This is a genomic window from Leisingera sp. S2M4, assembly GCF_055398055.1.
Window position 1 is genome coordinate 631,137 of sequence record NZ_AP040861.1, and the last position, 15,032, is coordinate 646,168.

The 15,032-nt window shown below is 67.1% G+C and carries 13 protein-coding genes; 4 read left to right on the plus strand and 9 right to left on the minus strand.

Going from position 1 to position 15,032, the window contains the following annotated elements; genetic code table 11:
- Window positions 1-18 precede the first annotated feature (18 nt).
- Complete coding sequence (locus tag ACZ52D_RS03095) at window positions 19-1,095, plus strand: BMP family ABC transporter substrate-binding protein (RefSeq protein WP_222455201.1); 1,077 nt, start codon at window positions 19-21, stop codon at window positions 1,093-1,095.
- A gap of 134 nt (window positions 1,096-1,229) precedes the next feature.
- Here ACZ52D_RS03095 and ACZ52D_RS03100 read toward each other — a convergent pair whose 3' ends face one another.
- The 3 genes from ACZ52D_RS03100 to ACZ52D_RS03110 all read right to left on the minus strand — a co-directional run bounded on the left by ACZ52D_RS03100 (window position 1,230) and on the right by ACZ52D_RS03110 (window position 3,566).
- Window positions 1,230-1,808: a hypothetical protein gene (locus tag ACZ52D_RS03100; RefSeq protein WP_464442514.1), complete on the minus strand. Its 579-nt coding sequence runs from the start codon at window positions 1,806-1,808 to the stop codon at window positions 1,230-1,232.
- An 85-nt stretch (window positions 1,809-1,893) separates the two neighbouring features.
- A complete protein-coding gene (locus tag ACZ52D_RS03105) occupies window positions 1,894-3,129 on the minus strand; it encodes an HlyD family secretion protein (RefSeq protein ID WP_464442515.1) in 1,236 nt (411 codons plus the stop codon).
- Complete coding sequence (locus ACZ52D_RS03110; protein WP_464442516.1) at window positions 3,126-3,566, minus strand: hypothetical protein; 441 nt, start codon at window positions 3,564-3,566, stop codon at window positions 3,126-3,128. The genes ACZ52D_RS03105 and ACZ52D_RS03110 overlap by 4 nt, the downstream gene beginning before the upstream one ends.
- 139 nt (window positions 3,567-3,705) lie before the next feature.
- Between ACZ52D_RS03110 and ACZ52D_RS03115 the strand changes: the two genes are divergently transcribed.
- Genes ACZ52D_RS03115 through ACZ52D_RS03125 form a run of 3 tightly spaced genes read left to right on the plus strand, consistent with a single transcriptional unit; the run spans window position 3,706 to window position 6,385 of the window.
- The gene (locus tag ACZ52D_RS03115) at window positions 3,706-4,653 is read left to right on the plus strand and encodes an aldo/keto reductase (protein WP_464442517.1); all 948 of its coding nucleotides are present in this window, start codon (window positions 3,706-3,708) and stop codon (window positions 4,651-4,653) included.
- A 5-nt stretch (window positions 4,654-4,658) separates the two neighbouring features.
- Entirely contained in the window at window positions 4,659-5,729 is a 1,071-nt protein-coding gene (locus tag ACZ52D_RS03120; protein WP_464442518.1) for an NAD(P)/FAD-dependent oxidoreductase, read from the plus strand.
- A complete protein-coding gene (locus ACZ52D_RS03125) occupies window positions 5,729-6,385 on the plus strand; it encodes a DUF938 domain-containing protein (protein ID WP_464442519.1) in 657 nt (218 codons plus the stop codon). Before ACZ52D_RS03120 ends, ACZ52D_RS03125 begins: the two co-directional genes overlap by 1 nt.
- A gap of 79 nt (window positions 6,386-6,464) precedes the next feature.
- On the opposite strand, the gene ACZ52D_RS03130 is transcribed toward ACZ52D_RS03125, so the two are convergent.
- The 6 genes from ACZ52D_RS03130 to ACZ52D_RS03155 form a co-directional block, all read right to left on the minus strand.
- On the minus strand, window positions 6,465-6,884 hold the full coding sequence (locus ACZ52D_RS03130) for a PRC-barrel domain-containing protein (RefSeq protein ID WP_464442520.1): 420 nt from the start codon (window positions 6,882-6,884) through the stop codon (window positions 6,465-6,467).
- A gap of 159 nt (window positions 6,885-7,043) precedes the next feature.
- Complete coding sequence (locus tag ACZ52D_RS03135; RefSeq protein WP_369926945.1) at window positions 7,044-9,551, minus strand: GcvT family protein; 2,508 nt, start codon at window positions 9,549-9,551, stop codon at window positions 7,044-7,046.
- 209 nt (window positions 9,552-9,760) lie between these two features.
- On the minus strand, window positions 9,761-10,090 hold the full coding sequence (locus ACZ52D_RS03140; protein WP_369926943.1) for a hypothetical protein: 330 nt from the start codon (window positions 10,088-10,090) through the stop codon (window positions 9,761-9,763).
- Between the two features lie 519 nt (window positions 10,091-10,609).
- Window positions 10,610-12,013, minus strand: coding sequence for an FAD-binding oxidoreductase (locus tag ACZ52D_RS03145; protein ID WP_464442521.1), 1,404 nt, complete (start codon window positions 12,011-12,013; stop codon window positions 10,610-10,612).
- A 123-nt stretch (window positions 12,014-12,136) separates the two neighbouring features.
- Window positions 12,137-13,918 carry a gamma-glutamyltransferase gene (gene ggt / locus ACZ52D_RS03150; RefSeq protein WP_464442522.1) on the minus strand — a complete coding sequence of 594 codons (1,782 nt, stop codon included), beginning with the start codon at window positions 13,916-13,918 and terminating at the stop codon, window positions 12,137-12,139.
- A gap of 31 nt (window positions 13,919-13,949) precedes the next feature.
- Window positions 13,950-14,936, minus strand: a complete 987-nt coding sequence (locus ACZ52D_RS03155; RefSeq protein WP_222455213.1) for a 2-hydroxyacid dehydrogenase — start codon at window positions 14,934-14,936, stop codon at window positions 13,950-13,952.
- Window positions 14,937-15,032 lie beyond the last annotated feature (96 nt).

A 15,032-nucleotide genomic window follows, 5' to 3' on the forward strand; every position in this document is an offset into this window, starting at 1 on the left:
AAACGGGGAGTCCCAAACATGAAACTGACCAAACTTCTGACCAGCGCCGCCGTGGCGCTCGGCCTTGCCGCCGGTGCGGCCTGGGCGCAGGACAAGACCAAGGTGGGCTTTGTCTACGTCGGCCCCGTCGGCGATGGCGGCTGGACCTATGAGCACGACCAGGGCCGCAAGGCGGTCGAAGCCGAGTTCGGCGACAAGGTTGAAACCGTTTACGTGGAAAACGTGGCCGAAGGCCCCGACGCCGAGCGGGTGATGACCCAGATGGCGCTGGAAGGCGCGGACCTGATCTTCACCACCTCCTTTGGCTACATGGACCCGACCATCAACGTCGCCAAGAAATTCCCCAACGTGAAGTTCGAACACGCCACCGGCTACAAGCGCGCCGAGAACGTCTCGACCTACTCGGCCCGCTTCTACGAGGGCCGCGCCGTGCAGGGCACCATCGCGGGCCACATGACCGAGAGCAACATCATCGGCTACATCGGCTCCTACCCGATCCCGGAAGTGATCCGCGGCATCAACTCGGCCTATATCCACGCCAAGAAGGTGAACCCGGACGTCCAGTTCAAGATCGTCTGGGCCTTCACCTGGTTCGACCCGGCCAAGGAAGCGGATGCGGCCAAGGTGCTGATCGAACAGGGCGCCGACGTGATCCTGCAGCACACCGACTCCACCGCGCCGCAGGCGGCGGCCCAGGCGGCCGGCAATGTCTACACCTTCGGCCAGGCCTCCGACATGGCGGAATACGGCCCCAAGCCGCGGATTTCCTCGATCATCGACAACTGGGCGCCCTACTACATCGCCCGGACCAAGGCCGTGATGGATGGCACCTGGGAGTCGGTTGACACCTGGGACGGCATCGGCGCCGGCATGGTCGGCATCGGCGAGATCACCGACGCGGTTCCGGCCGAGGTGAAAGCCGAGGCTGAAGCCCTGATCGAGAAGATTGCCTCTGGCGACTACCACCCCTTCACCGGCCCGCTGAAGAAGCAGGACGGCAGCGACTGGCTGGCCGAAGGTGAAGTGGCCGACGATGGCACCCTGGCCGGCATGAACTTCTATGTCGAAGGCCTGGAAGGCGACATCCCGCAATAAGCGGCGCGCGGTCAGCCGCGCCCCTGACACCCGAAAGGCCCGCCTGTCGGCGGGCCTTTTTTTGTTGCGCGGCTCCGGCGCAGCAAGGCGCGGCAGGGCGGCGGCCCGGCCCGGCCCGGCGCGACGCGGAAGGCTCAGCCGCAGGAGACCGGCGCTGCCAGCCTGCGGACCTGCCCCTTGTGCTGCTGCACCAGCGGCGCCCCGATGACACTGCAACCGGACAGCCCCGCGGCTTGGGCGGTCAGCGCCTGCAGTGCCGCACTGTCCGGCGCGCGCAGGTCGGCCTTGGGCATGTTGAGGGCAAAGAGCACCGCGAAGCTGCTGCCATCGACGGTGACGATCCGAAAGCGAGCCCGCGTGTTCCCCAGCTCCGCCTGCGCGGCATAGGGGGCGCTGCGCTCCCGCTCCATGTAGGTCAAGGCCGCCTGCGCCGCCGCGGCCGGGTTCAACCGCGGGCCACCGGCCTGAAACCCCGCCGAATGGGCCACCAGCCAGGGCGCGCCGCTGCGGGTGCGGTGGACGCCCGGGCGCATCGCCACATGCGGCGCAAGCGCGGCTTCCGCCCCGGCGCGATACCCGAGATCCGGCGCTGTCATCGGCGCGCTGCCATTCCCGCCGTGGCCGGTGCGGGTGGCGGTCCAGTAATCGGGCCTTTCGGGGGCGGCACAGGCCGTCAACACCACTGCGGCCGCGACTGACACAAACGGTTTCACCAGAACTCTCCTTTGCGCAATTGCTCGCGCCGGAGCCTAGCGGCCAAACGGGGCGGCAATATGGCCTGCCGCCCCGCGGAGACGGTCAATGACCCGACAGCACCAGGGTGGTCACCGGCATCAGCAACAGGCGCAGCCGCAGGCCCGCCGCATGCACGACGCCGATGGTATCCACCACATGCAGGAACAGGCGTTCGCCGGTGCCAAGGCTGTCATCCTCCTGCAGCCGCGCGTGGTTGCTGGTGTAGACATTCGCGATGCAGTTGCTGCCCGGGGGCAGCGGCTCCACCATCCCCGCATACAGCGGTTCCATGATCACCGTGATGGTGCCCGGTTCGCGCATGTTCTTGAGGTCGCGCAGCTCATCCGTCGGGCGCAGCTGGCCGGTTGCAATGACATCCTGCACCGCCACCACCACCATCGGGATCACCGTGAACGGTTTGGTCATGCAGCCGATTTCCCCCACCATGCCGGGCTTGATGACCTGTGCCGCCATCTGGTTGAACCCCGCCTGAAAGCGGTTTCGGCCCGACTCCAGCGGCACCAGGATGCCCGCCGGGCGCAACACCGGGCTGACATAATCGCCCACCTGCAGCGCGAATTGTTCGATCCGGGCATCGACACCGGCGGTGACAAGCGTCTTGTCCAGCTCGGCCTCGGCCAGGTGCAACTGCGCCTCGGCGCTGGACATCCGGGCCGGGATCAGCACATCGATCTGCTGCTGCACTGCCGCCATCTGCGCCTCGGCGGCCTCCACCGCGGCCTCCCGCTGGGCAACCAGGTTTTCCAGCCGTTCGATCTCGGTCAGCCGCACCGCGCTGGAGCCCTGGTCGCGCAGCTGCTGATTGCGCTCCAGATCATCCCGCGCCTGCGCCAGCGCTGCCTGCGCCTGGGCAATCCCCGCCTTTGCGCGGGCGAGATCGGTTTCCGCCAGTTTGTGCGCGGCCGCCACCTCGGCGATCGCCGCGCGCGCGGATTCCAGCGCCGCCTGCTGCGAGAGCCCTTCCAGCCGCAGGATCGGATCGCCTGCCTTAACCTCCTGATTGTTCTCGACATAGACCTCGGCAACGCGGCCGCCAACCTGCGGCAGGATGGTCACGGTGCGAAAGTAGGAGGCCACCGTCTTGGTGGCGGGATGAAAGTAGAACAGCGTGGTGATCACCATCAGCGTCAGCATCACGCAGGCGGTCAGCCCCCAGCGCAGCTCATACCAGACGGAAAACAGCGTCAGCTCCCGGCCGATGCGCTTTCCCTGCACGAAGCGGCGATAGAGAAAATCCGGCAGGATGGTGACCAGCGCGCACAAAAGTGTCTCGATCATTGGTCAGCGCCCCCTGCCACGGCTTGTCCCTGCGCAGAGGCGCTGCCCTGGGTCGGCTGGGGCGGCGCGGCCTGCCCTGCTGGCGACGCCGCCGTGCCCCGTTGCCCCCGGATCGCATCGGCGATGGCGCGCAGCGGGCTGACCAGATCCGGGATCTGGAAGCCGGCGATCAGGATGGCCGCGATCCAGAAGACATTGTTGTGGGTAAACAGCGCCAGCAGCGCCAGGATGCCGACCAGCTGGAACTGCGGGTGATTGCTTTTGTGCGCCATCCTCTCGGGCAGCGCGTGCAGAGAGAAATAGGCCACCCCGATCAGCAGGACCATGACGACGGTGAACACCGCCATGAAGCTGAACAGGAAATCACTGCCGTCCGCAGCGACCACGTAGGACGGTATGTGGCCCGCTGCCATCGGATGAACTTCTGGCGTCGTCATTCGAATGCCCCTTTTGATACAAAATGACTTGGTGAAAGCACATGCAATAGTTGCACCGCTTGCAGATCCGACAAAGCCTTTTGTGGAAAGCTGCGGGAAACCCCTTTGCCATCCGCGCCCGGCGTGGCAGTGTCGCGGCATGACCAGAACCACGCTTTTGACCAGCCCCGACACAACCCCGGCGAGCAGATTTGCCTTTGGCTGCATGCAGTTCGGTGGCCGCGCCGATGCCGCGCAGTCTGCGGCGATGTATGACGCCTGCCGCGCCGCCGGGATCAATCATTTCGACACCGCCTGGGTCTATACCGATGGCCAGTCGGAACGTATCCTCGGCGATCTGATCCGCGCCGAGCGCGACGCGCTGCTGATCGCCACCAAGGCGGGCTATACCGGTGGTGCCGGTGCGGCCAACATCCGCGCCCAGCTCGACGACAGCTGCCGCCGCCTGGGACTAGAGATGGTCGATATCCTGTATCTGCACCGGTTTGATCCCCAGACCGACCTGCGCGAGACGCTGGAGTGCTTTGCCTCCCTGAAGGAGACCGGGCGGATCCGCTATGTCGGCCTGTCGAACTTTGCCGCCTGGCAGGTGATGAAGGCCCAGATGCTGGGGCGGGACCTGGGCGTCGCGGTGGATATCCTGCAGCCGATGTACTCTTTGGTGAAACGCCAGGCCGAGGTCGAGATCCTGCCGATGTGCGCCGATCAGGACATCGCGGTTGCCCCCTACTCGCCGCTCGGCGGCGGGCTGCTGACCGGCAAATATGCCAGCGGCGACAGCGCCGGGCGGCTGCGCGAGGACAGCCGCTACGGCGCGCGCTACGGGCAGGCGTACATGCATGAGGCGGCCCGAGGGCTGGTGACGCTGGCGGCGGAACACGGCTGCGATCCGGCCACCCTGGCGGTGGCCTGGGCAGCGGCGCATCCCAGCCGTCCGATGCCGATCATCTCGGCCCGCAACGAGGCGCAGCTGCGCCCCTCGCTGGCGGCGCTGGAACTTGACATGGACGCCGATCTCTACAGCGCCATCAGCGCGCTCAGCCCGCGTCCCGCGCCGGCCACCGACCGTCTGGAAGAGCAGGAGTAACGCCCGTGCAGGATTTCATCGTCATCGGCGGCGGCATGGCGGGTCTCAGCGCCGCCGCACGGCTGTCGGAGCTGGGCCGCGTCACCGTGCTGGAGCAGGAAGAGGCGCTGGGGTACCACGCCTCGGGGCGGTCGGCGGCGATGTTCGCCGAGACCTATGGCCCGGCCCCGGTGGTCGCGCTCAGCCGCGCCAGCGCCGCCCATCACCGCGCTGCGGGCTGCCTGTCGCCGCGCGGTTTCCTGCTGCTGGGCGGCGCGGGCGAGGACGCCGCTTTTGCGCAGGAAATGGCGGAGTTGGGGCTGGAGGAAATCAGCGCCGCCGAGGCCTGCGCCATGGTGCCGGTCCTGCACCCCAACCGGATCACCCGCGCGGCCTGGCATGCCGATCCGCAGGACCTGGACGCCGATCTGCTGCTGCAGGGCTTTGCCCGCGAAGCCCGCGCCAATGGGGCGGTGATCCGCACCCGTCTGCCGGTCACCGCGATCAGCCGCAGCGCGCAGGGCTGGCAGGTTACCGCGGGCGGCGAGCTGTTCGAGGCGCGGCAGCTGGTCAACGCGGCGGGCGCCTGGGCCGACCAGGTGGCGCGGCTGGCCGGGGTCGCCCCGATCGGCCTGCAGCCCAAGCGCCGGTCGATGGCGCGGCTGCCCGCCCCCGGCGGCCATGATGTCACCGGCTGGCCGATGTTCATGGGCCCGGGCGAAAGCTGGTACGCCAAGCCGGACGCTGGCAAGCTGCTGGTCTCTCCGGCCGAGGCCGACCCGGCAGAGCCGCATGACGCCTTTGCCGACGACATGGTGCTGGCCGAGGGGCTGGCGCGTTACGAGGCATACGTCAGCGAACCGGTGACGCGGGTGGAGCACAACTGGGCCGGTTTGCGCAGCTTCGTGCGCGACGGCGCGCTGGTGCTGGGGCCGGAGCCGGATCAGCCCGACTTCATCTGGTGTGCGGCACAAGGCGGCTATGGCATCCAGACCGCCCCCGCGGCCGCACAGCTGGTCGCTGATCTGGTCGCAGGGCGCGCGCCCGAGCTGGAGGCGGCCACGGTCTCCGCGCTGACACCGGGGCGGCTGCGCTGATGCCGGTGCGGTCTGTTCCCGGCGCCGCCTCGGTCGCCCTGCCGCAGGACGGCAAGCTGTTCGCGCCCGCCTCGGCCCGCAACTGCGAGGCAATCGGTCAACTGCTGGCCATGGTGGCGCCGCCGAGGGGCCGCGCGCTGGAGCTGGCCAGTGGCACCGGCCAGCATGTGGTCGCCCACGCCGCCCGCCTGCCCGGCCTGACCTGGCAGCCGACCGAGGTGGACGCGGTGCGCCGCGACAGCATCCGCGTCTACATCCAGGAGGCCGGACTGGACAACATCCTGCCCCCCGTCGCGCTGGACGCCACCGCGCCGGGCTGGGCCGCGCAGCATGGGCAGCAGGATCTTATCGTGCTGGTGAACCTCCTGCACCTGGTCAGCGAGGCGGAGGCGAAATGCCTGATCACCGAGGCCGCCGCGGCGCTGGCACCCGGCGGGCGTTTCGTGATCTACGGCCCGTTCACGCGCGGCGGCGCGCTGACCAGCGAGGGCGACCGCAGCTTTGACGCCGCCCTGCGCGCCCATGATCCCGAGACCGGCTACAAGGATGATTTCGACGTCATCGACTGGCTGCACGACGCCGGGCTGGAGCTGCTGCAGGCGGTGGAGATGCCCGCCAACAACCTGGCGCTGGCGGCGGAAAAACCGCGCGGCTGACGGGCTACCCCCCGCGGCACGGAACACCAAAAGAGGGGCCGAGGGCCCCTCTTGCGTTGCTGTGCTGACAGCGGCGGCGTTAGTCCCACCAACCCTCGTCAACCGACGGCAACTGTTCCAGCTGTTCTTCGGTGAAACGGGTAACGATCACGTAGCGCTTGTCATCCACCGGCGCCAGGCGCATGTCCTCGACCGGGATCATCACGTGCTTGTCGCCCACGTCCAGGAAGCCGCCCACTTCGGCAACAACGCCCTTCATCTGGCCGTTGCGATCCAGGATCACATCCTCGATTTCACCGATGTCGTTCCAGTCCGGGCCGATGCCGTCCGCTTCCCAGTTGCCCCAGGTGTCATCATCCATCGGGCCGTTCAGCGTGTAGATGTCGCCACCGGTGATGTCGCGGGTGCGGATCAGGTTGTCGGAGTCCATATGCGTCTCGGCCAACGCCGGGGCGGCTGCCAGACCAGTCACAAGAGCGATCGTCGCGAAGCGTTTCATGCTGCTGTCTCCTTTGTTCGTTTCCTTCGTCCAACCAACGGGCGGCGGGGCGGAAAGTTCCGGAAAACAAGGAAAATTTGCCGTCGCATCGACCTTGCGCGCGCAACGAAAAAGCCCCGGCAGGATCGCCGGGGCTTTTCCGTCTGTGTCATGCGAACGTCAGCCGTTCTGACGGATGGTCTCGTTCTTCGGGTCATAGGGGCTGTCGCAGGTCACGACCGCATCCCACAGCTTGTCCTGCATCTTGACCTTCAGCTTGGTGCCTTCGACAGCCATCTCGGGCTTCACATAGCCCATGCCGATGGATTTCTCGAAGGCGACCGAGTAGCCGCCGGAGGTGAGACGGCCCACACGGGTGCCATCCTCGGCATAGAGCGCCTCGCGGCCCCAGGGATCGGCGTCTTCGGGACCGTCGATCAGCAGGGTGCAGCATTTCACCCGCACGCCGGTCTCGATCAGCTTCTCCTTGCCGTGGAAGTCCTTCTCCAGGTCGACAAAACGCGGCAGGTCGGCTTCCAGCGGGGTCGCGTCGCGGCCCAGTTCGTTGCCGAAGGCGCGGTAGGATTTCTCCTGGCGCAGCCAGTTCTGGGCGCGGGCGCCGACCAGCTTCATGCCGTGCTTCTCGCCCGCCTTTTCCAGCAGGTCAAAGAGGTAGTTCTGCATCTCGATCGGGTGATGCAGCTCCCAGCCGAGTTCACCGGTGTAAGCCACACGGATCGCGTTGACCGGGCACATGCCCAGTTCGATCTGGCGGGCCGACAGCCAGGGGAAACGCTTGTTGGACAGCGCGGTTTCCGGGTCGGCGTCGACGATCACCTCTTTCAGCACGTCGCGCGACTTGGGGCCTGCGATGGCGAAGACGCCCCACTGGGTGGTCACGTCCTGGATCTCGATGTAGCCGAACTCCTCCATCTTGTCCTCGGCCGCCTTGCGCAGGAAGTCGGCGTCATACTCCGACCAGGCACCGGCGGAGACCAGGTAGTAGTTGTTCTCGCCGTTGCGCACGATGGTGTATTCGGTGCGCGTGGTGCCATGTGAAGTCAGCGCATAGGTCAGGTTGATGCGGCCGACTTTCGGCAGCTTGTTGCAGGTGAACCAGTCGAGGAACTGGGTGGCACCGGGGCCTTTGACGACATGCTTGGTGAAGGCGGTCGCGTCGATCAGGCCAACGCCGTTGCGGATCGCCTTGGCCTCTTCCACGGCGTATTGCCACCACTTGCCACGACGGAACGAGCGGCTTTCCCTGTCGAAGTTCTCCGGCGCATCGACGGGGCCGAAGTAGTTCGGGCGTTCCCAGCCGTTGACCCAGCCGAACTGTGCGCCGCGGGCCTTCTGACGGTCATAGGCGGGGGCGGTGCGCAGCGGACGGCAGGCTTCGCGCTCTTCGTCCGGGTGGTGCAGGATGTAGACGTGCTCGTAGCACTCCTCGTTCTTGCGGGCCGCGAACTCGGTGGTCATCCAGTTGGAGGAGTAGCGTTTCGGGTCGAGCGACGCCATGTCGATCTCGGCCTCGCCGTCCACCATCATCTGCGCCAGGTAGTAGCCGGTGCCGCCCGCCGCGGTGATGCCGAAGGAGAAGCCTTCCGCCAGCCACATGTTGCGCAGGCCCGGCGCCGGACCGACCAGCGGGTTGCCGTCGGGGGTGTAGCAGATCGGACCGTTGAAGTCGTCCTTGAGGCCGCTTTCGGCGCAGGAGGGCACGCGCTCGGCCATCGCCATGTACTGGTCGGCGATCCGGTCGAGGTCCAGCGGGAACAGGTCGGCGCGGAAGCTGTCCGGCACGCCATGCTCAAACCGCGCCGGTGCGCCGTGCTCGTAGATGCCGAGGATCCAGCCGCCGCGCTCCTCGCGGGCGTAGGATTCGTTGTCGGCGTCGCGGATCACCGGGTGCTCGGGGTTGCCCGCTTCGCGCCATTTGACCAGCTCGGGGTCCTGATCCATGACGATGAAGGTATGCTCGACCGGGATCGCCGGCATCTTGATGCCCAGCATCTTGGCGGTGCGCTGCGCGTGGTTGCCGGAGGCGGTCACGACGTGCTCGGCGGTGATCACCACCTTCTCGTCGGACTCGACCAGGTTGCCACCCTTCTCGATCATCTTGGTGCAGGTGACTTCCCAGTGGGTGCCGTTCCAGTGGAACGCGTCTGCCTGCATCTTGCGGACGATCTCGACGCCGCGCTGGCGGGCACCCTTGGCCATCGCTTGGGTCACGTCGGCAGGGTTAATATAGCCGTCCTCGGTGTGGTAGATCGCGCCCTTCAGATCGGAGGTTTCGATCAGCGGCCAGCGTTCCTTGATCTGTTCCGGGGTCAGCCACTCGTACTTCACGTCGCAGGTCTCGGCGGTGGAGGCATAGAGCATGTATTCGTCCATGCGCTCCTGGGTCTGCGCCATGCGCAGGTTGCCGACCACGGCGAAACCCGCGTTCAGGCCGGTTTCCTCTTCCAGGGTCTTGTAGAAATCGACCGAGTACTTGTGGATGTGGGTGGTCGCATAGGACATGTTGAACAGCGGCAGCAGGCCGGCTGCGTGCCAGGTCGAACCGGAAGTCAGCTCGTCCCGTTCGATCAGCATGACATCGTCCCACCCGGCCTTGGCCAGGTGATAGGCAATCGAGGTGCCGACGGCGCCGCCGCCCACAACAAGTGCTTTGACTTGGGTTTTCATTCTCCGGCTCTCCAGCGTTATGAGATTCTTGGCAATGGTTATGCCCAAGCGCGTGCGGCGGCGCGAAATCCAGCCGACGCAAAAACAGCCAAAACCGACCTTGCGCGCCAAGCTCGACAGGTTTCTGGCGAAAAACCCCGCCAACGGCCTGTTTCACCCGGCATTTCGGCTGAATCGCTGTGCTGGAAAACCGGTGTCGGCGCCTGCGCTCAGCAGTCGGCCACGGTGCCACGGCGCACGCAGACCGGCTGCGGCGCCTCCTCCTGCGGGGCGGCCTGCGCTTCGGCCAGCTGCTCGCCGCCGCCCAGCAGGCTCTTGCCGTAGCTGGCAACGTCGCCCCACAGGGACGTTTCCGCGTCACCTCTTGCCGCCTTGGCGGCACGGGCGCGGGCAAAGCGATCCTGCACGATGGTGCCGTAATCGGTGGCGCTGAGATCACCCCAGCCCAGCCCCGCATCGCGGGTCTGGATATAGTAATCCGCACCGATCACCGCCTGGGTGCTGCACAACAGGATGCCAACGGCTTTTTTCAGTCCCATGGGTGGTCTCCGCCTACTTCCTCGCCCTGGTGCCAACGGGCACCGGCATGGGGCGCGAAATTGCGGCGGTTTGCGGGCAATTCTGCGCAGAACCGGCACAATTGCCGCTATCCGGCCAGGGCCCCTGCCCCGCCGGTGCTTGTTCGGTACTGTCTATGTCGCTCACGCTGTGCAGCGGTTGAGGATGGCGGCGCCGCCACGGGGGCGGAGGCGGGACGGGCGTATCCGCCCGCACGCTAAACGTTGTCTCTGCGTGCCCCCTGCAAAAGGGGCCCTGTTCCTGGGTGCCGGGGGTGTCAGGCCCGGCAATGACCGCGATCCACGACAGCCTGCCATAACCGCCTTTACATGCGGTGACAGCGGCGTGCGGCGGCGGCGCAACACCCCGGCGGCGCGCGGGCGGCCAGCGGCGTGCAGTGAGTATTTTGGGAAAGATGAAGGCGCGGACGTCACTTTCATCTTTCTTCAAATACTCAAATCCCAAGGCCTGCCTGCAGCGCCAAGGCTGGCGGGCTTTCGTCAGATCTCGAGGATCTTGCCGGGATTGAGGATATTTTCCGCATCCAGCGCCGCCTTGATGGCGGCCATGTAGCGGGTGGTCTCGCCCAGTTCCTGGGTCAGATAGGGACGCTTGCCCTGGCCGATGCCGTGCTCACCCGTGCAGGTGCCCTCCATCGAGATCGCCATCTCGTTGAGCCAGCCGACATATTTGTCCGCCTTGGCGCGCTCTTCTGCGCTGTCCATGTCGATCAGCAGCAGCGCGTGGAAATTGCCGTCGCCGACATGGCCGACCATCGGTGCCATCAGGCCCATTTCTTCGGCCTTTTCGCGGGCCGCGGAAACGCATTCGGCCAGCCGCGAGATCGGCACGCAGACATCGGTTGAGATGCCCTTGGCGCCCGGGCGCAGCTGCAGGCTGGCCCAGTACATGTCGTGGCGCGCCTGCCACAGCTTGCTGCGCTCCTCGGCGGTTGATGTCGCGGCGATGTCGAAGCCGCCGAATTCCTCGGCGATGGAGGCGAACATGTCGGCCTGCTCCACCACGCCGGCGTCGGAGCCGTGGAATTCCAGCAGCAGGAGCGGCGTTTCCGGCAGCTCCAGCCCGGAATAGGCGTTGGCGGCACGCACGCTCAGCGCGTCCAGCAGCTCGATCCGGGCAACCGGAATGCCGTATTGGATGGTCATCATCACCGCGCGGCAGGCGTCGTCGACGCTGCGGAAGGCGCAGCGGGCGGAGCGGATCGCCTCGGGGATGCCCTGCAGTTTCAGGGTCAGCTCGGTGATCAGGCCAAGGGTGCCCTCGGAGCCGACCAGCAGGCGGGTCATGTCATAGCCGGCCGAGGATTTCTTGGCCCGCTGCGCGGTGCGGATCACACCGCCGTCGGCCATCACCGCCTCAAGCGCCAGCACATTGTCCTTCATGGTGCCATAGCGTACCGCGTTGGTACCGGACGCGCGCGTCGCCGCCATGCCGCCGAGCGAGGCATTGGCGCCCGGATCGATCGGGAAGAACAGCCCCTGGTCGCGCAGGTAGGTGTTCAGCTGCTCGCGGGTGACGCCGGGCTGCACCACCACGTCAAGATCCTCGGCATTGACCCTGAGGATCTTGTCCATGCGCATCATGTCAACGCAGATGCCGCCGGCGGGCGCGTTCACATGGCCTTCGAGGGAGGTGCCGGTGCCGAAGGGGATCACCGGCACGCCGTGTTCGGCGCAGGTGCGCACGATCTCGGCGACCTCCTCGGTCGAGGTGGGGAAGGCCACCGCGTCGGGAGCTTGGTTGGTGATCCAGGTGGTGGTGTGGCCGTGCTGTTCGCGGATCGCCTGGCCGGTCTGCAGCCGGTCGCCCAGACGGTCCTGCAGGGTGTCGATCGCGGCGCGGATCCCGGCCTCGTTGCGGGGCAGTGAGGTGGCTTGGACCATGGGCGGGGCTCCTGGAGGCTGGTGGGTATGCTTATCAATTACCCGGGCACTATAGGCGCCCGCAGGCCGGGTGCAAGGCACGAAGCCGGGAGCGGCCCGGCCCCCTTGGGCCGGGCGGCGGCGTTATCCGCCGAGCGCGATGCCTTCGCGGCGCGGGTCGGCAGCGCCCTTCAGCCCCTCGCCGATCTCGATCGCATGCAGACCGGAGGTGAGGTCGCGGGCATTCACCTTGAAGCCCATCTCGGTCAGCGCTTCGCCCAGGTCTTCGGCGCTGGTGCCCACCTCGAGGTCATAGGTGCCGAAGCGGTTGACCAGATGCGGCATTGCCAGCGCTTCCTGGATGTCCATGCCCCAGTCGGCCCAGGCCACGATGGATTTCGCCACGTAGCCGATGATCCGGCTGCCACCGGGTGAGCCGATGGCCAGCACCGGCTGGCCGTCGCGCAGCAGGATCGTCGGCGCCATCGAGGAGCGCGGCCGTTTGCCCGGCTCCAGCCGGTTGGCAATCGGCACGCCGTCCTTGTGGCTGCGGAAGGAGAAATCCGTCAGCTCGTTGTTCAGGAGGAAGCCGTTTGTCATCAGCCGCGAGCCAAAGGCGTTCTCGATGGTCGTGGTCATCGACAGCACGTTCCCGTAGCTGTCCACGATCGAGATATGCGAGGTCGAGGGCAGCTCGATCGACTCGTCGTCGGCCAGCAGCAGCGCGTGGTCGAACTCGGGCGCGCCCGGCGCCACCTCGGGCAGCGCGTCGTCGCCTTGCAGCAGTTCGGCGCGCGACGCCAGGTAATCCGCCGCCACCAGTCCCTGCACCGGCACCGGCACGTAATCGCTATCGGCCATGTAGCGGCCCCGGTCGGCAAAGGCGAGACGCGAGGCATCGCCGATCAGCCGCCAGGCCTCGGCACTGTCGGGGCCCATCGCGGCCAGGTCATAGCGGTCGAGCATGCCGAGGATCTGCCCCACGGTCAGCGCGCCGGAGGACGGCGGGCCCATGCCGCAGGCCTCGAAGTCGCGGTACTGGGCGCAGACAGCGGGGCGCTCGCGCACCTGGTAGAGCGCCAGATCCACCGTCGACAGCACACCGGGGTTGCCCTCTGCGGTCTGCACCGTGCGGCTGATGTCCGCGGCAATCGGCCCGGTATAAAAGGCCGCCGCGCCGCCCTCGGCCAGGGCGCGCAGGGTGGCGGCGTAATCGGGGTTCAGCAACGTGTCCCCTGCCCGCAGCGGCGCGCCGCCGGGCAGGAAATACGCCGCCGTGTGGGCAAACCGCCCCAGCCGGTCGGCGTCGCCCTCGACCAGCGCGGCAAGACGTGGCGAGACGGCAAAGCCTTCCTCGGCCAGCTGGATCGCGGGTTCGAACAGCGAGGGCCAGTTGGCGCGCCCCCAGCGCCGATGCGCGGCCTCAAGCAGGGCGGGCGTGCCGGGGGTGCCGACAGAGCGGCCGCCGACCACGGCGTCATAGAATTTGAGCGGTTCGCCGTTTTCATCCTGAAACAGCGTCGGCGTGGCGGCCAGCGGCGCGGTTTCGCGTGCGTCCAGCGTGGTCAGCTCGCCGCTGGCGGCGTCGTACCAGACCAGGAAGGCCCCGCCACCGAGGCCCGAGGATTGCGGCTCAACCAGCCCCAGAACGGTCTGCACCGCCACCATTGCATCCGCCGCCGTGCCGCCCGCGCGCAGGATTCGCGCCCCGGCCTCGACCGCATGCGGGTTGGCGGCAGCCACCATCCAGTTCTCGCCCTTCACCGCGCGGCCGTCGGCCTTGGCGGCCAGCGCTTCGGCGACCTCGGTGGAGATCGCCTCGAAGGTACCGGAAGTGGCGGCCTCGGGTGCCACCGCATCGGCCGCCTCCTGTGCAAGGACGGGGGCCGCGGCGAGACCGGCGCAGGCCAGAACGACATACTTCATCAAAAATCCTCCCTTGAAAAAACGGCGGCCTCTACAGCATCGAGGGCACCACCTGATCCGGCGGACGGTGACCGTCCTCAAATGTCTTGATGTTCAGCAACACTTTCTCGCCCATCTCGATCCGCCCCTCGATGGTGGCCGAGCCCATATGCGGCAGCAGCACCACGTTGGGCAACTCGCGCAGGCGCGGGTTGATGTCGGTGCCATGCTCATAGACGTCGAGGCCGGCGCCCGCGATCTCACCCGCGCGCAGCATCCGGGTCAGCGCGTGTTCGTCGATCACCTCGCCGCGCGAGGTGTTGACGATGACACCGGTGGGTTTCATCAGCTTGAGCCGACGCGCGTTCATCAGATGGAAGGTCGATGGCGTCGAGGGGCAGTTGACCGAAATCACGTCCATGCGGGCGACCATCTGGTCGAGGCTCTCCCAATAGGTGGCCTCCAGCTTTTCCTCGATCTCCGGGCGCAGGCGGCGGCGGTTGTGGTAATGCACCTGCATACCAAAGGCGGCGGCGCGCCGGGCGACCGCCTGGCCAATCCGCCCCATGCCGAGAATGCCGAGGCGGCGTCCGGCGATGCGGCCACCCAGAAGCGCGGTCGGCGCCCAGCCCTGCCAGTCGCCCTTCTGCATCACCGCCAGCCCCTCGGGGAGGCGGCGCACCACGGCCATGATCAGCGCCATGGTCATGTCGGCGGTATCATCGGTCAGCACGCCGGGGGTGTTGGAGACCAGGATGCCACGCTGGCGGGCCGTGGCGACATCGATGTGGTCGACCCCGGCACCGTAATTGGCGATCAGCTTGAGCCGCTCGCCGGCCTGTCCCAGCAGCCCGGCGTCGATGGTGTCGGTCACCGTCGGCACCAGCACATCGGCCTCCTTCATGGCCGCCGCCAGTTCGGCCCGGCTCATCGGGGTGTCATCCTCGCGCAGGCGCACGTTGAACAATTCGCTCAGCCGCGTTTCCACTGGTTCAGGCAACCGTCGCGTAACGACAACACTCAGTCGGTCTCTTGGCACTTGCGCTCTCCCTTGGGCATTTCTATTCCTGCGCCTGCGTGGCATCGTGGCGCAGGACGCGGACGGGCACAAGAACCCAAGCGCCTCCTGCTGCCG

Excerpts from the sequence above, each read along its gene's own strand:
- ACZ52D_RS03095 (WP_222455201.1), top strand. The coding sequence starts at position 19 with ATGAAACTGACCAAACTTCTGACCAGCGCCGCCGTGGCGCTCGGCCTT.
- ACZ52D_RS03105 (WP_464442515.1), bottom strand. The coding sequence starts at position 3,129 with ATGATCGAGACACTTTTGTGCGCGCTGGTCACCATCCTGCCGGATTTT.
- ACZ52D_RS03110 (WP_464442516.1), bottom strand. The coding sequence starts at position 3,566 with ATGACGACGCCAGAAGTTCATCCGATGGCAGCGGGCCACATACCGTCC.
- ACZ52D_RS03115 (WP_464442517.1), top strand. The coding sequence starts at position 3,706 with ATGACCAGAACCACGCTTTTGACCAGCCCCGACACAACCCCGGCGAGC.
- ACZ52D_RS03125 (WP_464442519.1), top strand. The coding sequence starts at position 5,729 with ATGCCGGTGCGGTCTGTTCCCGGCGCCGCCTCGGTCGCCCTGCCGCAG.
- ACZ52D_RS03130 (WP_464442520.1), bottom strand. The coding sequence starts at position 6,884 with ATGAAACGCTTCGCGACGATCGCTCTTGTGACTGGTCTGGCAGCCGCC.
- ACZ52D_RS03135 (WP_369926945.1), bottom strand. The coding sequence starts at position 9,551 with ATGAAAACCCAAGTCAAAGCACTTGTTGTGGGCGGCGGCGCCGTCGGC.
- ACZ52D_RS03140 (WP_369926943.1), bottom strand. The coding sequence starts at position 10,090 with ATGGGACTGAAAAAAGCCGTTGGCATCCTGTTGTGCAGCACCCAGGCG.
- ACZ52D_RS03145 (WP_464442521.1), bottom strand. The coding sequence starts at position 12,013 with ATGGTCCAAGCCACCTCACTGCCCCGCAACGAGGCCGGGATCCGCGCC.
- ggt (WP_464442522.1), bottom strand. The coding sequence starts at position 13,918 with ATGAAGTATGTCGTTCTGGCCTGCGCCGGTCTCGCCGCGGCCCCCGTC.